Raw genomic sequence first — 17,792 nt, 5'->3', positions numbered from 1 at the left:
TTGTTATCGAACCGTTTTTCTTTTATTCGCGAGCTCTTTGGCCAGCGCGCGATAGGCGACTGCTCCTTTGGAGGCCGTATCGTAGGATAGCACCGGTAAGGCGTGGGACGGAGCCTCGCTTACGCGGACGTTTCGCGGAATGGTCGTCTTCATCACGACGTCCCCCATTGTCGCCCTGGCGTCCGCCTCGACCTGCGAGGTCAGCTTGTTTCGCATGTCATGCATAGTCAGGACAATGCCTTCGATACGGAGCGCCGGGTTGGCGGAGCGCCGAACGTCACGGATTGTAAGCATGAGTTGCGACAACCCCTCGAGAGCGAAGAATTCGCATTGAAGGGGGACAAGGACCGAGTCGGCCGCAACCATTGCATTGATCGTCAGAAGGCTAAGGGACGGGGGACAGTCGATCAGCAGGTAGTCGAAGGCGTAGGAATCGAGATCGGGCTGGCGAAGCGCGTCGTGCAGCAGGAAGCTGCGCTTTTCATGGGAGACAATCTCGAGGTCAGCAGAGGAGAGGTCCGCGTTGGCCGGTATGATCCAAACGGAGTCGATGGCGGTTTTCTGCACCACATCTTGTGCACTGACGCCATCTACTATCAAATCATAGCTTGTGAGCTTTCGATTTTGCGGGGCTATGCCGAGGCCGGTGGAAGCGTTTCCCTGAGGGTCAATGTCCACAAGCAGCACGCGAAAACCAATTTCGGCAAGGCCAGCGGCAAGGTTGATTGCAGTGGTGGTCTTGCCAACGCCGCCCTTCTGGTTCGCCAGTGCAATGATGTGGGGGCGGGGGCCGTCAGCGGTGGGGGACACGGGCTATCTCTCTCAGGACTAGTATGGCGGCGTCTTCGTCAGACACGCTTTGCACCGCATCAAGGGTGAATGACCACCCCTTTCTGGCTTCTTCAACCTCGTCGCGCCAGGTTTTGCCTTTTGGGAAGATTGCCGTGCCGCTGGCCGCGAGATGACGGTCGGCGATCGGGAGAAGCGAGGAAAGCGAGGAGAATGCGCGAGCGGAAAGCACATCTGCACCAATTGGCGGCACGGTTTCGGCACGCTGCGCTAGAACTTTGCATTCAAGGGAAAGCTGACGGGCCGCTTCGCGCAGAAAGGTGGCCTTGCGCTGGTCGGACTCGATAAGAGTGACTTCAAGGGATGGCTGTTTTTCACGCGCAAGAATGGCAATGACGAGACCAGGGAAGCCGGCGCCTGAGCCGACGTCCAACCAACTGCTGCTGTCCTTCGTGAGAAGGTGGAAAAGTTGCGCAGAATCAATGACATGGCGCCCCCAAAGATCCAAGATGCTAGAAGGCGATATCAGGTTGATTGCGGGTGTCCAGCGGCGAACCAACGCTTCGAAGAAACGCAGTTTATCGACTGTTTCACGTGAAACATCGACGCCAGCAATCAACTGGCCTGCAGTCAAACCGCCCTCCCCTGGGCGGAGTGTCGCACGCGAGACAACAAGAGAAGAAGGGCCGCCGGTGTTATTCCTTCAATTTGTCCGGCCTGATGCAGGTTTTCCGGACGCGCGCGGTCAAGTTTCATCCGAAGTTCGACAGAAAGGCCTGAAATACTAGCGTAGTCGATGTCGGCAGGAAGCAGTTGATGTTCTTGTTGCTTGAGCTGGTCAACCTCCCGCGCTTGCCGCGCGGTGTATTGATCGTAGATAGCCTCGGTCTGAAGCTGCTGCAGTGTTGTTGATTCCATCCCTGCTAACTGTGGGAAGCGTTGGACGAAGACCTTGGCGTCTGCGCCTGGAAGACCCAGCGCTGCATAGGCCGTCCGCTTGTGACCATCCGATGAGACGGAAAGACCCACCTCACCAAGCGCAGAGGGCGACAGGACGATGGTAGACAGCGCGTCACGGCAAGCAGAAATCCGATCCATCTTGTCCGAAAAGGCCTTTGAGCGATTTGGTGCGACACAGCCGGCTGCCAGACCAATCGGCGTTAGACGCTGATCGGCATTGTCGGCGCGCACCGTAAGGCGAAACTCTGCCCGCGACGTAAACATACGGTAAGGCTCTGTGACCCCACGAGAAATGAGGTCATCAACCATGACGCCGATATAGCTGGTGCTGCGACTGAATTCAACACCTGGCCGATCCAGTGCTGCGGCGGCGGCGTTAAGGCCTGCGACAATCCCCTGGGCGGCCGCCTCTTCATATCCGGTGGTGCCGTTGATCTGGCCTGCAAAATACAGACCCGCCACCAACTTCGTTTCGAGAGCTCGGCGGAGCGACCGCGGGTCGAAGAAATCGTACTCGATCGCATAGCCGGGCTGCAGGATTACCGCCCGCTCCAAGCCTGGAATTGTTTGGATGTAGGCTAGCTGCACGTCAGCCGGGAGCGATGTGGAAAGGCCATTTGGATAGACGGTATCGTCATCCAGGCCTTCCGGCTCGAGAAAAACCTGATGGGAGGTCTTGTCGGCAAACCTGACCACCTTGTCTTCGATAGACGGGCAGTAGCGCGGTCCAACTCCATCAATGTGACCGCCGTACATGGCTGACCGGCCGAGATTTTGCCGGACTATGTCATGCGTCGCTTCTGACGTGTGTGTGATGCCGCAAGAGACCTGCCGAACAAACGGTTGCGACGAAAGGAACGAAAACATTGCCGGTGTATCGTCACCCGGCTGGGATTCCAGCATGTCCCAGTTTATCGACTTGCCATCCAGACGCGGAGGTGTGCCGGTCTTCAATCGTCCGCGAGGTAGCGCCAATTCGGCAAGTTGTTGTGCCAGCACCTGTGACGGCGCATCGCCTATTCGTCCACCGGTCGATTTGCGATCGCCGATGTGGATTACACCGTTCAGGAAAGTTCCAGCGGTCAATACGACGCGCCCTGTTGTGAGCTCACACCCGTCCATCAAGTCAACGCCGGTTATTGTTCCAGAGCGAACCGACAGCCTCGCCACCTCACCTTCGATGATCGTCAGGCGAGGTTGCTGCGAGAGGTCGGCCTGTATCGCGGATCGATACAGTTTTCGGTCTATCTGGGCTCTCGGGCCCTGGACCGCCGGGCCCTTCCGTCTGTTCAGTAGGCGGAACTGGATGCCGGATACATCCGCCATCCGGCCCATGATACCATCGAGAGCATCTATCTCGCGCACGAGATGGCCCTTCCCAAGCCCTCCAATTGCTGGATTGCATGACATAGCACCGATCGTGGCCAGCTTCATTGTGACCAGCGCAGTACGAGCGCCCATCCTCGCAGACGCGGCAGCGGCTTCGCAGCCCGCGTGGCCGGCACCGATTACTATGACGTCGTAATGTTTCACGTGAAACGTCCTTACTTTCCGATACAGAAACTCGCGAAGATTTCCCCTAGCAGCTCGTCAACGCCCACCCGCCCCAACAGTACATCAAGTGCACGGATCGCGCGGCGCAAAGATTCCGCCGCCAATTCGGTTCGCGATTCCCTGCTTATCACTTCGCTGCGAGATTCGGCCAGTGCGACAAGACCCTCGCTGATGGCTCTGCGATGCCGCTCTCGCACCAACACGCCGGCCGATGCGATGCGCGGCGAAAGAATATCGCCTATAGCCCGTACCAGTTCCGCCAAGCCGGCCCCGGTGATGCCAGACACCGCAAGCTGGCCTGATCGTTCAGGCCCCATATCAGCTTTGCCCCAGACGAGTAGGTCCTCTGTGCGCGGCTTAAGCGAGAGAGTCTCGCCACTCTCGCCCACCAAGAATACCCGAAGATCGGCCGCCTCCGCTCGCGTGATCGCGCGATCTATCCCGGCACGCTCCAAGGGGTCGTCCGTGTCGCGCAGTCCCGCCGTGTCAAGAAGCGTAACCGGAAGCCCTGCGATCTCCATCCTTACTTCGATAACATCGCGCGTTGTTCCAGCAATCTCGGACGTTATTGCCGCTTCCCTTTGTGCCAACTTGTTGAGAAGGGTCGATTTTCCTGCGTTAGGCGCGCCGACGATCGCTACTTCAAAGCCGTCCCGGATGCGCTCAGATGCTGCTACTCCAGCGGCTTCTGCCTGCAGTTCGTCCAGCAGACCGTCAATCAAGGCCAGCACTTCAGGCCCGACATCCACGGGGACCTCTTCGTCCGCAAAGTCTATCGTGGCCTCCAAAAGCGCAGCTGCCCGCACCAGCCTTGATCGCCAGCCATTGACCCGATCTCCGATCGACCCGGAAAGAACGCGCACAGCCTGGCGACGCTGTGCCTCGGTTTCGGCGTCGATAAGATCGGCAAGCCCCTCAACCTGCGTAAGGTCGATAACCCCGTTCTCCAGCGCGCGCCGGGAGAACTCACCCGGTTCCGCGAGGCGCAGTCCCGGCTGCTCTCCCAATACACGCAGCACTGCCGAAACCACGGCAGGTCCACCGTGGACGTGCAATTCCGCCACGGATTCGCCGGTAAAGCTTGCTCCAGCCGCGAACAGCAGGACCAGCGCTTCGTCAATCAAGTCGCCCTTCCAGACCAGACGGCGCAAGGCGGCGACGCGAACCACAGGAAGCTTGCCACACAAGGAAGCAACCGCCATATGCGCCAGAGGTCCGGACAGCCGGATTACCGCCAATCCGGACCGCCCGCGGGCTGTCGCGGGCGCAAAGATCGTATCCATGGCAGACGCGCCTCAAGAACCGTTGTGACGTCAGGAGTTCATTGAATCGAAGAAATCCGAATTGGATTTGGTCTGCTTCAATTTTCCGATCAGGAATTCGATCGCATCGGTGGTACCCATCGGGTTCAGGATGCGGCGCAGCACGTAGGTCTTCTGCAGATCCGTCTTGTCGACCAGAAGATCTTCCTTCCGGGTGCCGGATTTCAGGATATCCATTGCCGGGAACACACGCTTGTCGGCAACCTTGCGGTCCAGCACGATTTCGCTGTTGCCGGTGCCCTTGAACTCTTCAAAGATGACTTCGTCCATCCTGCTGCCGGTATCGATCAACGCTGTCGCGATGATCGTCAGCGACCCACCTTCTTCGATGTTCCGCGCCGCACCAAAGAAACGCTTCGGCCGCTGCAACGCGTTCGCATCCACGCCGCCGGTCAGAACCTTGCCGCTTGACGGCACCACGGTGTTGAACGCCCTACCAAGTCTTGTGATGGAATCGAGCAAGATAACAACATCCCGCTTATGCTCCACCAGCCGCTTGGCCTTTTCGATCACCATCTCCGCTACCGCGACGTGCCGCGTCGCCGGTTCATCAAAGGTTGAGGCAACGACCTCTCCCTTCACCGTGCGCTGCATGTCTGTGACTTCCTCGGGGCGTTCGTCGATCAGAAGGACGATCAGGTAACACTCCGGATGGTTCTGCGCGATGGAATTGGCAATGTTCTGCAACAGCACCGTCTTGCCGGTCCGCGGCGGCGCCACGATCAGCCCGCGCTGGCCCTTGCCGATCGGTGCGACCAGGTCGATTATCCGGGCCGAACGGTCCTTGATCGTTGGATCCTCGACCTCCATCTTCAACCGCTCATCCGGGTAAAGCGGCGTCAGGTTATCAAAGTGCACCTTGTGCTTTGCCTTCTCCGGATCGTCGAAGTTGATCCGCGTGACCTTGGTCATACAGAAATACTTCTCGTTCTCCTTGGGGGCCTGCATCAGGCCTTCGATCGTGTCACCGGTGCGCAACGAAAACTGCCGCAGAATATCGGGCGACACGTAGATGTCGTCAGGGCCAGGCAGGTAGTTGGCAGACGGGCTGCGCAGGAATCCGAAGCCGTCCTGAAGCACCTCAAGTACCCCATCGCCACCGATTTCCCAACCTTCTTCGGCGTGTTCCTTCAGGATCGAGAACATCATCTCGCCCTTGCGCATCGAGGGCGCGTTCTCGATCTCCCATTCCTCGGCCATCGACAGAAGGTCGGCAGGCGTCTTGGCCTTGAGATCGGACAGGTTCAAACGTTCAACGGTCATGGGGAAGATTACCTTGGGCGGATCGCCCAATGTCAGGGCAAATCATCGCAGTGCTAGGACGGGAAGCGCATGGGCCGGACGACCCCGCACGCCGCCTTTACACTGTCGGTGCCGAAGAAGTCAATCACCCTGCCCGCATGCAGAACAGCGCTTCCGCCGTCACGGCGCCAACACCGTTGCGGTTGAGGTCAGGAAGACCAGTTCCCGGCTGGCAAAATCCCATAGGACCGGATTCTGCATCAGAAAGGACGCCCCCAGTCTCAGGTTGTCCGAGGCGCCTGTCCTTCGAAAATCCTCTGGCCCGCCCGCCTGAACCACGCGCACCGGCGTGGGAGAAAAATCTACCCCGCCGATCCGCAATCCCGAAAGTTCCATGATGCCGGGTCCGCAACACAAGTTTCCACCTGCAACCAGCGCGGCACGGGTTGCATCTCGCAGATAGAGGGTTCCGCTATCGCCCGTGTCGAAATCCACAAGCATTGCTGTCCGCCCGACCTCGACAACCGACGTAGGCAGTGAATCATTCCAGATTGAAAAGAAAATCCGTCCGCGCACATCGGCTTGGATCAGGTCGAGCGACACAGAGCGCATCACGACCATTCTCTTGCGAGAAAGATCCAATAGGAACGGAGCCTCAGACAGCACAGGTGACCCGATGAAACCCATGAACCCCGCGCCGAAACCTTCCTCGACAAAGGCAAAATTACCACTGGTGACACGTTCAGGCAGGGCAAACGGCCGACCTGCCACCGTCATCACAGGCGCCTCGTGAAGATCAACCACAACCGACTGACCCGAGGCGGCGACACCCCGCCCCACTTCTTGCCCAGCCGACAGAGTAACCGCATCGCGATTAAGCATTACGGCCTGGGGCGTGCCGTTGTCGATCATCATCAGGCCGCTCTGACCATCAATCGCGACCGCGACCAAGGCCCTGCCGTCAATCACCTGAAGGTCAATCTCCCGGCGATCCTGACCGTTTTCCAAAAGCTGGGCCGAGGCCGAAGTGGCCAAGAGCATCAAGATTGCCGCCAGTTTCACCATTTCACGATCACAGCAAAGACGATGACCAGCATCAGAACCGTCGGCACCTCGTTCATGATACGGTAGTCCCTGCCGCTGCGAGTGTTCTTACCAGCCGCAAAATCCTTGCGCCGTCCTGCCAGCCACATGTGGAACACCGTCATTGCAAGCACTGCCGCCGCCTTCACCCAAGGCCAGACTGCAGACCAGTCCACCAGCCCCGGAACAGAAACCAACGCCAGGCCAAAAACCCATGTCGCGATCATTGCCGGGTTCATGATGCCACGCAGCAAGCGTCGCTCCATCGTCTGGAACATCGTGTCGGTTGCGGTACCGACCTGTACCTGTTCCGCATGATAAACGAACAACCTTGGCAGGTAAAAGATACCGGCCATCCAGGAAATCACTGACACCACGTGCAGCGCCTTGATCACCAGCGCCCACTCCGCAAGGAAACTGATCATGCCCGCCCTCTTCGTTTCTTTCTTCCTTCTATAAAGAAGAAAAGAATTTAAGGAATGAGGATGATGTAGGGGTTGCGGATAACTGGATAACTGCTTTCATCCTTGGTTCCGTCCACAGTCCAAGCCATGTGGACAGTCTGGTGGAAACTCTTTTGTTTCACTGCCTGAAAATAGAATTCCATTTAAAAACAAATATTTAACCAGTAATGGCGAGGATTTTTAATCCACAGGCCCAGAAACTGCTCTCACTGGATAAGCTCTTGTCCCAAACCCCGTGACAAGCCCATCAACAACCAGATATCTCTACCTGGAATGCGCTGGGTCGCCCGGGTTATCCCTGTGGCCTGTCGCTGCCCTGACTTGCCCCGCAGAACAAAACAGGTTTGCCCACAGCCTTGTCCTACCTTCTCGCCTCTGCCTCGCTGATCAGATTGCAGCTGCTCCGCGCTGCCAACCTTGATGTTACCGCGGTCGCTCCGCGTGTCGATGAGGACGCGGCGCGCGACGCGCTGCAGGCCGAGGCAGCATACCCCCGCGATGTCGCTGACACGTTGGCCGAGATGAAGGCCCGGAAGGTCGCCGAAAGGCATCCGACCCAGCTGGTGATCGGCTGCGATCAAGTTCTTTCCCTAGGCGAGCGGATCTTCACAAAGCCGGCAAACCGGGAGGATGCGATCGAGCAACTTCAGAGCCTGCGAAACCGCACACATCGGCTTTTGTCTGCAATCGTCGTCTATGAGAACACAGAACCGGTCTGGCGCTACGTCGGCAGCGCGGATCTGACGATGATCGATCTGTCGGACCATTATCTGTCGGATTACGTGGACCGCAACTGGGACAGCATTCGCCATGCTGTTGGCTGTTACAAGCTGGAGGAAGAGGGCGTGCGGTTGTTTTCGGACATTCGAGGCGACTATTTCACGATTCTCGGCTTGCCGCTGCTGCCGCTGTTGGCATGGCTGCGAACTCGCGGCATGATCGCGGCATGACAGACCATCCCCGCATCCCCCTCGCTGGTGTCATTGGCCATCCGGTAGCCCACAGCCGAAGCCCGGCCCTGCATGGTTACTGGCTGCGGCGTTATGGGCTGAAGGGCCATTATATACCGATAGACATCGCGCCGAACGACCTGCCGGATCTGATCCGCACCCTGCCGCGGCTGGGCTTCGTGGGCCTTAACGTGACGCTTCCCCACAAGGAATCGATCCTGCACATCGCCGATATCATCACCGACCGGGCTGCGCTGATCGGCGCTGCCAACACTTTGATTTTCCGCAAGGATGGCAAGATCCACGCTGACAATACCGACGGTTCGGGGTTCATTGCGAACATCCGGCAGAATGCGCCGAATTGGCAGCCCGGCGCTGGCCCTGCGGTCGTGTTCGGGGCGGGGGGTGCAGCGCGCGCCGTCGTCGCCTCGCTGATCGAGGTGGGGGTGCCGGAAATCCGTCTGGCCAACCGTACCCGTGCGCGCGCCGATGCGCTGAGGTCGGACTTTGGCGCCAAGGTTGTGGTGCACGAATGGACGCAGGCCGCCGCACAGCTTGGCGACGCGGCCACGGTGATCAACACCACATCCCTTGGTATGACTGGCAAGCCGGAGTTTCGTGTGCCGCTTGCGACGCTTAACCCGCGTGCTTTGGTGACCGACCTTGTCTACACCCCACTCAAGACGCAATTCCTGATCGAGGCCGAGGCGCTTGGCTGCACCGTCGTCGATGGGCTGGGCATGCTTCTGCATCAGGCCGCCCCCGGCTTTGAACGCTGGTTCGGCCAGCGCCCCGAGGTAGACGAGGAAACCCGCCGGGCGGTGCTGTCGGCATGACCTTCCGTCTCGGACTTACCGGCTCCATCGGCATGGGGAAATCCGCGACCGCCGCCCTGTTCGCCGAAGAGCGCATCCCGGTCTGGGACGCCGACGCTGCTGTTCACAGGCTTTACGCCAAGGGTGGTGCTGCGGTCCCGAGCATAGCGACCTTGTACCCAGCCGCAACCATCAGCGGCGCTGTTGACCGGGCTGTGCTGAAGGCATGGATCGCCAGTGACCCCACGGCGCTTGCCCGCATCGAGGCGGCTGTCCACCCGATGGTCGCGGCCGACCGGGATGCGTTCTTGGCCGCGGCGACAGGTGACATAGCGGTTCTCGACATTCCGCTTCTGTTTGAAAAAGGTACCGACGCCGCGCTTGATGCCACGCTTCTCGTCACCGCGCCTGCGGTCCTGCAACGCCAGCGTGTGCTTTCGCGCCCCGGCATGACCGAGGCGCAGTTTGCCTTGATCTTGTCACGTCAGATGCCAGACGCCGAAAAGCGCGGTCGCGCCACTCACATCCTTGAAACCCTCAGCGAAGACAGTGCGCGGGCCTATGTTCGCGCGCTGATCGCCTTTATCCGGACCAGCCATGCGTGAGATCGTTCTGGACACCGAAACGACGGGCTTCGACCCCGCCGAAGGGCATCGCATCGTCGAAATCGGCGCGGTGGAGCTGTTCAACCACCTTCCGACCGGGCGCACCTACCACCAGTACATAAATCCCGAACGACCGATGCCGAAGGAAGCGTTCGAGGTGCATGGCCTTGGCGATGACTTCCTGCGCGACAAGCCTGTGTTTGCAGCGATCGGCGCCGCGTTTCTGGAATTCATCGCGGACTCGCAACTTGTCATCCACAACGCGGCCTTCGACATGCGCTTTTTGAACTTTGAACTGCAGCGGTGCGGTCTTTCAGTGCTGCCCGCGGCGCGCGCCACGGATACGTTGATGATCTCGCGGCAGAAGTTTCCCGGGTCGCCAGCGTCGCTGGATGCTTTGTGCCGACGCTTCGGGGTGGATAACTCAGCGCGCGAAAAGCACGGCGCGCTTCTGGACAGCGAGATCCTGGCCGAGGTTTATCTGGAGCTGATCGGTGGCCGGCAGCCGGATTTCGCGCTGAATACGGTGGCGCAGACAAGGTCGCGCGACGATGCAATGAACGGCACCGCATGGCGCCCCCGTCCGCGGCCCGAGCCGCTTTCACCACGGATAACGCCGACCGAAGCCGCAGCCCATGAGGCCTTTGTGGCCAAGCTGGGAGACACGGCGATCTGGGTCAAGCGCGTCTGAGACCGATAATGAAAAACCGGCCCCGAAGGGCCGGCTGTTAGGGGTTTACGCAGCTCAGTTCGGCTGAACTGCCGGGGTAGCCGCCGCCTGTGCGCGCCGCGCAAGTTCCTGACGATAAAGTGACATGAAATCAACGGTATCGACGTTAAGCGGCGGAAAGCCTCCGTCGCGGGTGATGTCAGAGATGATCCGCCGAACAAAGGGGAACAACAGGCGCGGACATTCGATCAGCAGGAATGGGTGGAGTTGTTCGTCCGCCACGCCCTCGACGTGGAAGGTGCCGCCGTATTCCAGTTCCAGCAGGAACAAGGGTTCGTTGTTCACCTTGTTGCGCGAGGTGACCTTGAACTTCGTTACAACGTCGAACTGATGTTCCACAGCGCGCTTGCGAGCATCGAGGCTGACCGCGACCTGAATGTCAGGCTGCACTTCCACACCGCTAAGGCCCTTTTGCACCACGACGTTTTCAAACGACATATCGCGAATATACTGCGCCAGCACCTGCATCTTGATTTGCGGTTGCGCCGGGGCTGCCGCGCCGTTGCCGCTGTTGGTTTCCTCGGCCATCTTGACCTCTCCTCACTGAAGCTGGCGCGTTCCTAGCAGGTCACGCGCGCGCCCTCAATGCTGAGTCCAACCTGATGGTTTGTCGCGGCGCGGGGGTGGCGGCGCATCGTCAACCTCGCGCCATTCGCCTTCAATGACTTCGGTCGGTGACCTTGGTCGCGGCGATCCACGCATAGGAACTATCTTCATCCGGCGGGCCACAAGCCCGATCAACAGAGTTCTCACCGGTTTGAGCAGGAGGAGAAGCCCAAGGGCGTCGGTCATGAAGCCCGGCAACAGCAGCAATATTCCCGCCATCACCAACATCGCACGCTGTGCGAGGGGCGAAAGCGGGTCGCCCATCGCCGCCATGTCCTGGCGCAGCGTCAAAGCCCCGTCGGTCGCAACGCGGCGTAGGACGAACAGGCCCAATCCTGCGGACAGAAGGACCCAAGCCAATGTCGGCCAAAGCCCGATTGCGCCACCGAGCGTGACGAGAAGCCCGATTTCGATCAGCGGAACTGCCAGGATCGCCAGAAAAACCCACATCCGAGGTCCCTTCACTTTCTGTTTGGCCCGGCTGGTAGACTTCGACCGCACCCCATCCTACATAAGAGGCCAAGGCGGTTCCGCCAACCCACTCCCTTTTTCCCCACGCGGGGCTTTCAGAGGTATCCGATGAGTTCTTCCCTGATCCAACTTCTTGTGCTGGCCGGGATAGCGATCTTCCTGATCCTGAAGCTGCGCTCGGTGCTTGGCAGCCGCGAGGGCTTTGAAAAGCCGCCCATCCCGCTGGACGAGGTAAAGCCGCGCGTGAAGCGCGACTTTGAGGTGATCGAGGGCGGGCCTGACCGTGACATCATTGACCACGTTGCCGACGGAACCAACGCGGCAAAGGCCTTGGCGGCGATGAAGATGGCCGAACCGGGCTTTTCGGTCGGCACCTTCCTTGGTGGGGCGCGCAGTGCCTATGAGATGATCCTGATGGCGTTCGAGAAAGGCGAGCTGGACCGAATCCGTCCGTTCCTGTCCGACGATGTTGAGGCGAGCTTTGGCGAGGCGATCGACCAGCGCGAGAAGGACGGCCTCACTGTCGAGGCAACTTTCGTGGGCATGAAGGAACTGGCTCTGCACGACGCGACCTTCAACCGTGAAAGCGGCATGGCCGAAATCTCGGTGCGCTTTGTTGGTGAGCAAACGTATGTGGTGCGCAACAAGGCTGGCGAGATTGTCGAAGGCAGCCCGAAGGAAATCAAGCGCCAACGCGATGTCTGGACGTTCGCGCGCCGGATGGGCGTGGACGATCCGAACTGGCAGCTTGTCGCCACCGGCGACTGACCTGTTGGAATGCGCGCGCCGATCCTTCCCCTTTGTCTGATGGCAGCGATGACGGCCGCGCCCTCTACCGCCCAGGTTCTTGACTTCGAGCAGCTTGACGGCTGGCATGAGGATACTCACGCCGAGGCGCTGGCGGCGTTTCTGCGGACCTGCGATCTGATCGATGCGCCTGACTGGCGCCCGATATGTGCGTTGGCCGCGGACACGCCGCAAGACGACGCATCGGCGCGCAGCTTTTTCGAGCTGTTCTTCAAGCCTGTGATGATTGGCGCACCGCCCGCGCTTTTCACCGGATACTTCGAGCCGGAGCTTGATGGTTCGCCGGTTCGCACCCCGCGATATGCCTACCCGATCTATCGCCGCCCTCCGGAACTGTCGGAAGGCGTGGCTTACCACACCCGTGCCAGCATCGACGGTGGCGCGATTGCAGGCCGAGGGCTTGAGCTTGCCTGGTTGGATGATCCGATCGACGTGTATTTTCTGCAGGTGCAAGGCTCTGGCCGCATTCGCATGACCGACGGCAATGTCATCCGGGTCGGCTATGCAGGGGCCAACGGGCAGCCCTACCGCTCCATCGGCCAGGAGATGGTTCGGCGTGGATCGCATACGATGGATCAGGTTTCGGCACAGGAAATCCGCGCCTGGGTACGCCGAAACCCGGCGGCGGGCCGCGAGTTGATGCATACCAACCCGTCTTACGTCTTCTTTCGCAAGATCGGCGACCTTTCCGCGAATGAAGGCCCGATTGGCGCCATGGGCCGGTCAATCACAACCCTGCGCTCAGTCGCAATTGACCCCGCTTTCACGCCCTTGGGCGCCCCCGTCTGGATTGAAAAGGATGGACGCGATCCACTGCGCCGCCTGATGATGGCGCAGGATACCGGCGGCGCGATCAAGGGGACGCAGCGTGCCGATATCTTTTACGGTACCGGCGCCGAGGCGGGCGATGCTGCCGGGACCATTAAGGACCCCGGCCGGATGATCCTGTTGCTGCCGATCGACCGCGCCTACGCGCTTTTGCCCGAAGGGTGACGCGATGGCCCGCCGCCGCACCCTGCGACCCGAGGAAGAAGAACTGTGGCGCAGCGTCGCACGCACCGCGCGGCCGCTGCACGAGAATCCGATTTTTCACAAGCCCGAACCAGCTATGGCAGCCGTACCTTTGGCCCAAGCCAAGCCGCGCTTGAACACGTTTACCCTTGGAGAAAAGGCGCGACGGGCCGAACAGCACGACCTGGCACCAAGCCTTCCGTCCTTGCTTGCGGCGGCGCCTTTGCAAATGGACGCCAAGATGCACGGCAAGATGACCCGAGGCAAGCTGGCGCCCGAGGCGAGGATCGATCTGCACGGCATGACCCTAGCCGAGGCGCATCCCGAACTAATCCACTTCATCCTGAACGTCCAGTCCGCCGGCCTTCGCCTTGTTCTGGTCATTACCGGAAAGGGCAAGCGGCGCGATGATCTGGGCCCGATTCCACAGCGGATGGGCGCGCTGCGGCATCAGGTGCCGCAATGGCTGCGGCAGCCTCCGCTGGGGCAGGCGGTCCTTCAGATCAGTGAAGCGCACCTGAAACATGGCGGGTCGGGAGCGTACTACGTCTACCTCCGGCGGCGGTAACCCGCTGACAGCACACGTGAGCAGGCGTCAGCCCGGTTGCCCTTGTCCCGGCGATCTGTTCCATTTGCTACCGATCCGAAAGCAGGAAATGCCTCATGGCCCCCAACGAAAACCAGAAATGGCCGCAGCCCGCAGCCCAGGGCGCGCAGCGTAGCGTGCTGTCGAACGACCTTGTCATCGAGGGGGATATCACCTCGCTTGGCCCGGTTGATATTCACGGCAAGGTGCAAGGTTCGGTTCGGGCGCCGAACATCGTCATTGTGGCGGATGGTGAGGTCGAAGGATCCGTCACCGCGATCGACCTGACAATAGCCGGAACCTTGACCGGGGAGGCCGAGGCTGAGTCTGCTAACCTTGCCCCGCAATCTTCGGTGACTGCCGACATCACCCATTCGAAGATCGCTATCGAATCCGGCGCGCGCTTTGAGGGAAGGTTGCTGCGCCGCAAGACTGCGCCGCTGGCGCCGTCGGTGCAGCCGGCACCCTGACGCCGCGCACCTGCCCGACGCTCGGGCAGGTGTCTGTCTAGCGCCCCTGCGCCTCGCCAATTGCCTCGACTGGCGCAAGCACGATCTCGGTTGCATTGCGCACGGTTAGGACAAGTCCCTGCAACAGGCCGACCCGTTCCCTCGCATCATTGCGGAACGCAAGGTCGATTCCGAGAATGCCGCTGAGGAGGGCCAGCAGCGCGGGTGACGTGCCGGCGTTGAAGTGGCCGTCGCCGACGTTGAAGGCGGACGTATCGTAATACGTCACATCGAGATCGGCGACCTTCTTAAGATCTGACAGATTGCCAAGCCGTTCCTGCGCGCCCGACAGGGTGGCAGACAAGCCAAGGATGCGGTCACGGCTGCTGCCGAAGATGACAAAAGGTTGCGGCAGCACACCGATTTCCCTCGCCTGCGAGCGGAACACATCAACGTCGAGATCGGGCGAGATCAATACCACACCCTTGATCCGCGACAGGCTGCGCGTGTTGCCGCGCAAGGCCATCTGGCGCAGGGTTTCCATCGTCAGTGCGCCGCCCATCGAGTGTGCGACGATGATCACTTCTTTCGCACCCGACGCGACCACCTCGTTCAGCAACTGCTCGAACCCGCTGCGCCCGAACAGAGCGGAATCGCGGTCGTAGACGTAGCCGAGCGCCGAGCCGCGCGATGGCCAAGCATAATGGATCGCCACTCCAGGCACCTTGAGGTCGTGGTGCATCTGGGCGACGCGGTAGACGCCCTCGGCCATCGTGTTGTTGAAACCATGCACATAGATCACCGCGTTCTTCTGCCCGCGCAGAACCATCGCTTCGTGCAAGGCCTTGCGAAAATCGCCTGACTTGGCAAAGCGGGTTTCGTTCAGGGTAAGAAAGTCGAGCTTCGTATTGGGCTTGCGTGTCTTTGGTGGCCAGTTCACCTCGCCCGGTTCGCGTTCGGGCGGGATGCCGATGTCGTAGCGAACGAAACTGGCGGTATCCGAACGGTCCCGGGTAAAGCCGCCGTCGCCTGATACACGCGAAGTGCCTACAAAGATCGTTTCCGCCGTAAGGTTGCTTCGATCGTTTGGCGCGGGGGTAAAATCACCTCTTGGCGCACAGGCCGTCAGCAGCACGAGTCCGAAAAATGCTGCCCTTGAGGTCACGCCGGTCATCCTTTTTTTGCTGAAAGATGAACCTCTTCCTGCATCGCTACAACGTCAAGCGCCTATCCTTCGGTTCCATCATCCCTAATGACCAACCCCGCAGTTCAGAAGATGGTCGCGCATGCGGATCGTTTCGGTCAGCACATCATCGAAAAGAGTGTTCATGTAGCCCTGATGCACATATTCGATCGCAAGATATCCATCATAGCCGACATCGCGCAAAAGCCCCACCATTGCGGTGACGTCCAGAACCCCTTCGCCCCACTTCGCCTGCAGCGCGCCGGGCCGTGCCTGCCGCATGTGAACATGGCCGGCATGTGGGGCCAAGACGTCGATCTCGGACTGGCGAAAGCCCATGCAGACGAAATGTGCGTAGTCGAGTGCCAGCTTCAACCCCGGCACCTCGCGAAGCATATCGAGCGTCGCAGTGGGCGAGGCCAGCAGGCCGCCGATATGCGGCTCAACGGTCAGTTGCACCCCGTGCGCCTCGGCTATTCGAACCAGCCCGCGCAACGCCTTGGCCGTTGCGGCAAAGGCACCTGCACCGCTGACACCCGGCAGCACAAAGACGGTGGGGCAGCCGGCAGCCTTTGCAAACGCACAGACCGAGGCAAACTCCGCTTCGTTCCTGGCTGCGGCGTTAGGGTCTGACACTGCGTTCTCGACGATGTCGTGTCCGAACAGCCAGTAAAGGTTGGATGCGGTGATGTCGGAGAGGGAGGCAGATGCGCTGATCGGATCGGAGGTGATTCGCGTCCGATCCAGCGCGGCGCCATGCAAGAGCCCCAAATCCATCGCCCGGAAGCCCAGCGCCCGCGCTACGCCCCACGCCTCGAAGAGGTTGCAGGCGGGAAACGACCATGACGTAACGCAGAGTTTCATGAGTGGAGCCTTTCAATAAGTGGCCTTACCAGTTTGAAAACTTTTGACATGAGACGACGATTTTTCAAGTATTATCGCGGTTTCTGCCAGTGCTCTGCCGCACTGCGGCGAATTATTTGGTTGCAACCGTGAAAGTGGTCAGGCCAATATCTTTGTAGCCGGGGCGGAGGAGCCTGTCCGGCTCCAGATACGAAACAAGGGAGGACGACAATTCATGAAGCATCTTACGGTTTCCACATTGGCCCTTTGCGCTGCCCTTTATGGCGTAGCGGTCAATGCACAGGCGGTCACCGCCGATAAGGGCGGCGCGGCCGACATGGTCCTGTTGCCAAAGTTCCTGGGCATCCTGCCGTTCGATCAGGCAAACCGCGGCGCCGAAGAGGCCCACGCCGAACTCGGCAACACCGGGACGTTGCTGTACACTGGCCCGACGCCCGAAAATTCGGTCGCAGGCCAGATCGAGATTCTGACCACTGCTGGAAGCCAGGGCCAGGATGTGGTGATGCTGTCCAACAATGCCGGCGACCAGATCGGTCCGGCCGCAGAAGCAGCACAGGCCGCCGGAACCAAGGTCGTGACGTGGGACAGCCCGATCCCGTCGGGGCAGGGTGAAACGGTCTTTGTCGCGCAGGTCGATTTCGGTTCGATCGGGGTCGTGATGGCCGACATGGCCCATTCGATCATGGGTGGCGAAGGTGAATTCGCAGTTCTTTCCGCAACGCCGGACGCCGCGAACCAGAATGCCTGGATTGCAGCTATGGAAGAGGCGCTGAAGGACCCGAAATACGCCAACATGAAGCTGGTCGATACCGTTTACGGTGATGACCAGTCGGAAGTCAGCTACAACCGCGCGCTGGCGCTGGTCGACAGCCACCCGAACCTGAAACTGATCATGTCGCCCACCACGGTCGGTATCCAGGCCTCGGCCAAGGCGATGCAGGACGAGGGCCTATGCGACAAGGTCAAGGTTTCGGGTCTTGGTCTGCCGGCCGAGATGGTCAGCTACACGATGAACGGCTGCGCGCCGGAATTCGCGCTGTGGAGCTTTGTCGATCTGGGCTACCTGACCTACTACACGTCCTACATGCTGGCGACCGGCAAGATCAAAGGCGAGGTTGGCGAGACCTTCACCGCCGGGCGCATGGGTGATTACACGATCGAGGAAGATCCGGGCCGTGCAGGTGCCAAGCGCATCCTGATGGGGCCGTTCACCGTCTATAACAAGGACAACGTCGAAGCCGAAGCGAAGTAACGCCTCGACACCGACGGCGGCCAGTCCCTTCCGCTCCCGGGGGGCTGGC

Annotated in this window: 20 protein-coding genes; 9 read left to right on the top strand and 11 right to left on the bottom strand. The window is 60.2% G+C overall.

The annotated features are described in order from the left end of the window. Positions 1 to 3 precede the first annotated feature (3 nt). The 7 genes from ACROUL_RS01445 to hemJ all read right to left on the bottom strand — a co-directional run bounded on the left by ACROUL_RS01445 (position 4) and on the right by hemJ (position 7,375). Entirely contained in the window at positions 4 to 810 is an 807-nt protein-coding gene (locus tag ACROUL_RS01445) for a ParA family protein (protein ID WP_431297784.1), read from the bottom strand. Next, on the bottom strand, positions 794 to 1,423 hold the full coding sequence (gene rsmG, locus ACROUL_RS01440; RefSeq protein ID WP_431297783.1) for a 16S rRNA (guanine(527)-N(7))-methyltransferase RsmG: 630 nt from the start codon (positions 1,421 to 1,423) through the stop codon (positions 794 to 796). The genes ACROUL_RS01445 and rsmG overlap by 17 nt, the downstream gene beginning before the upstream one ends. Beyond that, positions 1,420 to 3,282, bottom strand: coding sequence for a tRNA uridine-5-carboxymethylaminomethyl(34) synthesis enzyme MnmG (mnmG, locus tag ACROUL_RS01435; RefSeq protein WP_431297782.1), 1,863 nt, complete (start codon positions 3,280 to 3,282; stop codon positions 1,420 to 1,422). Before mnmG ends, rsmG begins: the two co-directional genes overlap by 4 nt. An 11-nt stretch (positions 3,283 to 3,293) precedes the next feature. Beyond that, on the bottom strand, positions 3,294 to 4,586 hold the full coding sequence (gene mnmE / locus ACROUL_RS01430) for a tRNA uridine-5-carboxymethylaminomethyl(34) synthesis GTPase MnmE (protein WP_431297781.1): 1,293 nt from the start codon (positions 4,584 to 4,586) through the stop codon (positions 3,294 to 3,296). A 30-nt stretch (positions 4,587 to 4,616) separates the two neighbouring features. Beyond that, positions 4,617 to 5,888, bottom strand: coding sequence for a transcription termination factor Rho (gene rho / locus ACROUL_RS01425; protein ID WP_431297780.1), 1,272 nt, complete (start codon positions 5,886 to 5,888; stop codon positions 4,617 to 4,619). A 159-nt stretch (positions 5,889 to 6,047) separates the two neighbouring features. Next, positions 6,048 to 6,932, bottom strand: a complete 885-nt coding sequence (locus tag ACROUL_RS01420) for a hypothetical protein (protein ID WP_431297779.1) — start codon at positions 6,930 to 6,932, stop codon at positions 6,048 to 6,050. Continuing rightward, a complete protein-coding gene (hemJ, locus tag ACROUL_RS01415; protein WP_431297778.1) occupies positions 6,926 to 7,375 on the bottom strand; it encodes a protoporphyrinogen oxidase HemJ in 450 nt (149 codons plus the stop codon). The genes ACROUL_RS01420 and hemJ overlap by 7 nt, the downstream gene beginning before the upstream one ends. 395 nt (positions 7,376 to 7,770) lie before the next feature. Here hemJ and ACROUL_RS01410 point away from each other — a divergent pair, with 395 nt between their 5' ends. The 4 genes from ACROUL_RS01410 to dnaQ are packed head-to-tail and all read left to right on the top strand — an operon-like array spanning position 7,771 to position 10,475. Next, positions 7,771 to 8,364, top strand: a complete 594-nt coding sequence (locus tag ACROUL_RS01410) for a Maf family protein (RefSeq protein WP_431297777.1) — start codon at positions 7,771 to 7,773, stop codon at positions 8,362 to 8,364. After that, positions 8,361 to 9,200: a shikimate dehydrogenase gene (locus ACROUL_RS01405; RefSeq protein WP_431297776.1), complete on the top strand. Its 840-nt coding sequence runs from the start codon at positions 8,361 to 8,363 to the stop codon at positions 9,198 to 9,200. The genes ACROUL_RS01410 and ACROUL_RS01405 overlap by 4 nt, the downstream gene beginning before the upstream one ends. Continuing rightward, positions 9,197 to 9,784, top strand: coding sequence for a dephospho-CoA kinase (coaE, locus tag ACROUL_RS01400; RefSeq protein WP_431297775.1), 588 nt, complete (start codon positions 9,197 to 9,199; stop codon positions 9,782 to 9,784). Before ACROUL_RS01405 ends, coaE begins: the two co-directional genes overlap by 4 nt. Beyond that, a complete protein-coding gene (gene dnaQ / locus ACROUL_RS01395) occupies positions 9,777 to 10,475 on the top strand; it encodes a DNA polymerase III subunit epsilon (protein ID WP_431297774.1) in 699 nt (232 codons plus the stop codon). The genes coaE and dnaQ overlap by 8 nt, the downstream gene beginning before the upstream one ends. A gap of 54 nt (positions 10,476 to 10,529) precedes the next feature. Here dnaQ and secB read toward each other — a convergent pair whose 3' ends face one another. Continuing rightward, the gene (gene secB, locus ACROUL_RS01390; protein ID WP_431297773.1) at positions 10,530 to 11,042 is read right to left on the bottom strand and encodes a protein-export chaperone SecB; all 513 of its coding nucleotides are present in this window, start codon (positions 11,040 to 11,042) and stop codon (positions 10,530 to 10,532) included. A 54-nt stretch (positions 11,043 to 11,096) separates the two neighbouring features. Beyond that, positions 11,097 to 11,570: an FxsA family protein gene (locus ACROUL_RS01385; protein WP_431297772.1), complete on the bottom strand. Its 474-nt coding sequence runs from the start codon at positions 11,568 to 11,570 to the stop codon at positions 11,097 to 11,099. Between the two features lie 129 nt (positions 11,571 to 11,699). Here ACROUL_RS01385 and ACROUL_RS01380 point away from each other — a divergent pair, with 129 nt between their 5' ends. From ACROUL_RS01380 to ACROUL_RS01365, 4 genes are all read left to right on the top strand, one after another. Continuing rightward, on the top strand, positions 11,700 to 12,359 hold the full coding sequence (locus ACROUL_RS01380; RefSeq protein ID WP_431297771.1) for a Tim44/TimA family putative adaptor protein: 660 nt from the start codon (positions 11,700 to 11,702) through the stop codon (positions 12,357 to 12,359). A 9-nt stretch (positions 12,360 to 12,368) separates the two neighbouring features. Continuing rightward, the gene (gene mltA / locus ACROUL_RS01375) at positions 12,369 to 13,391 is read left to right on the top strand and encodes a murein transglycosylase A (RefSeq protein ID WP_431297770.1); all 1,023 of its coding nucleotides are present in this window, start codon (positions 12,369 to 12,371) and stop codon (positions 13,389 to 13,391) included. Positions 13,392 to 13,395: 4 nt separating this feature from the next. Next, positions 13,396 to 13,977, top strand: coding sequence for a Smr/MutS family protein (locus tag ACROUL_RS01370; protein ID WP_431297769.1), 582 nt, complete (start codon positions 13,396 to 13,398; stop codon positions 13,975 to 13,977). A 95-nt stretch (positions 13,978 to 14,072) separates the two neighbouring features. Beyond that, complete coding sequence (locus ACROUL_RS01365; protein ID WP_431297768.1) at positions 14,073 to 14,465, top strand: bactofilin family protein; 393 nt, start codon at positions 14,073 to 14,075, stop codon at positions 14,463 to 14,465. Between the two features lie 37 nt (positions 14,466 to 14,502). Here the strand turns inward: ACROUL_RS01365 and ACROUL_RS01360 are convergent, their stop codons facing one another. Beyond that, positions 14,503 to 15,618 carry an alpha/beta hydrolase gene (locus tag ACROUL_RS01360; RefSeq protein WP_431297767.1) on the bottom strand — a complete coding sequence of 372 codons (1,116 nt, stop codon included), beginning with the start codon at positions 15,616 to 15,618 and terminating at the stop codon, positions 14,503 to 14,505. Between the two features lie 75 nt (positions 15,619 to 15,693). Then, on the bottom strand, positions 15,694 to 16,491 hold the full coding sequence (locus ACROUL_RS01355) for a sugar phosphate isomerase/epimerase family protein (RefSeq protein ID WP_431297766.1): 798 nt from the start codon (positions 16,489 to 16,491) through the stop codon (positions 15,694 to 15,696). Positions 16,492 to 16,705: 214 nt separating this feature from the next. On the opposite strand from ACROUL_RS01355, the gene ACROUL_RS01350 reads away from it, so the two are divergent. Beyond that, entirely contained in the window at positions 16,706 to 17,743 is a 1,038-nt protein-coding gene (locus tag ACROUL_RS01350) for a rhamnose ABC transporter substrate-binding protein (protein ID WP_431297765.1), read from the top strand. Positions 17,744 to 17,792 lie beyond the last annotated feature (49 nt).

The sequence above is a fragment of the Tabrizicola sp. BL-A-41-H6 genome (assembly GCF_050632395.1).
In the GTDB taxonomy this organism is placed as follows: Bacteria; Pseudomonadota; Alphaproteobacteria; order Rhodobacterales; family Rhodobacteraceae; genus JAUYQR01.
This window is presented reverse-complemented; position numbering and strand designations above follow the sequence as displayed.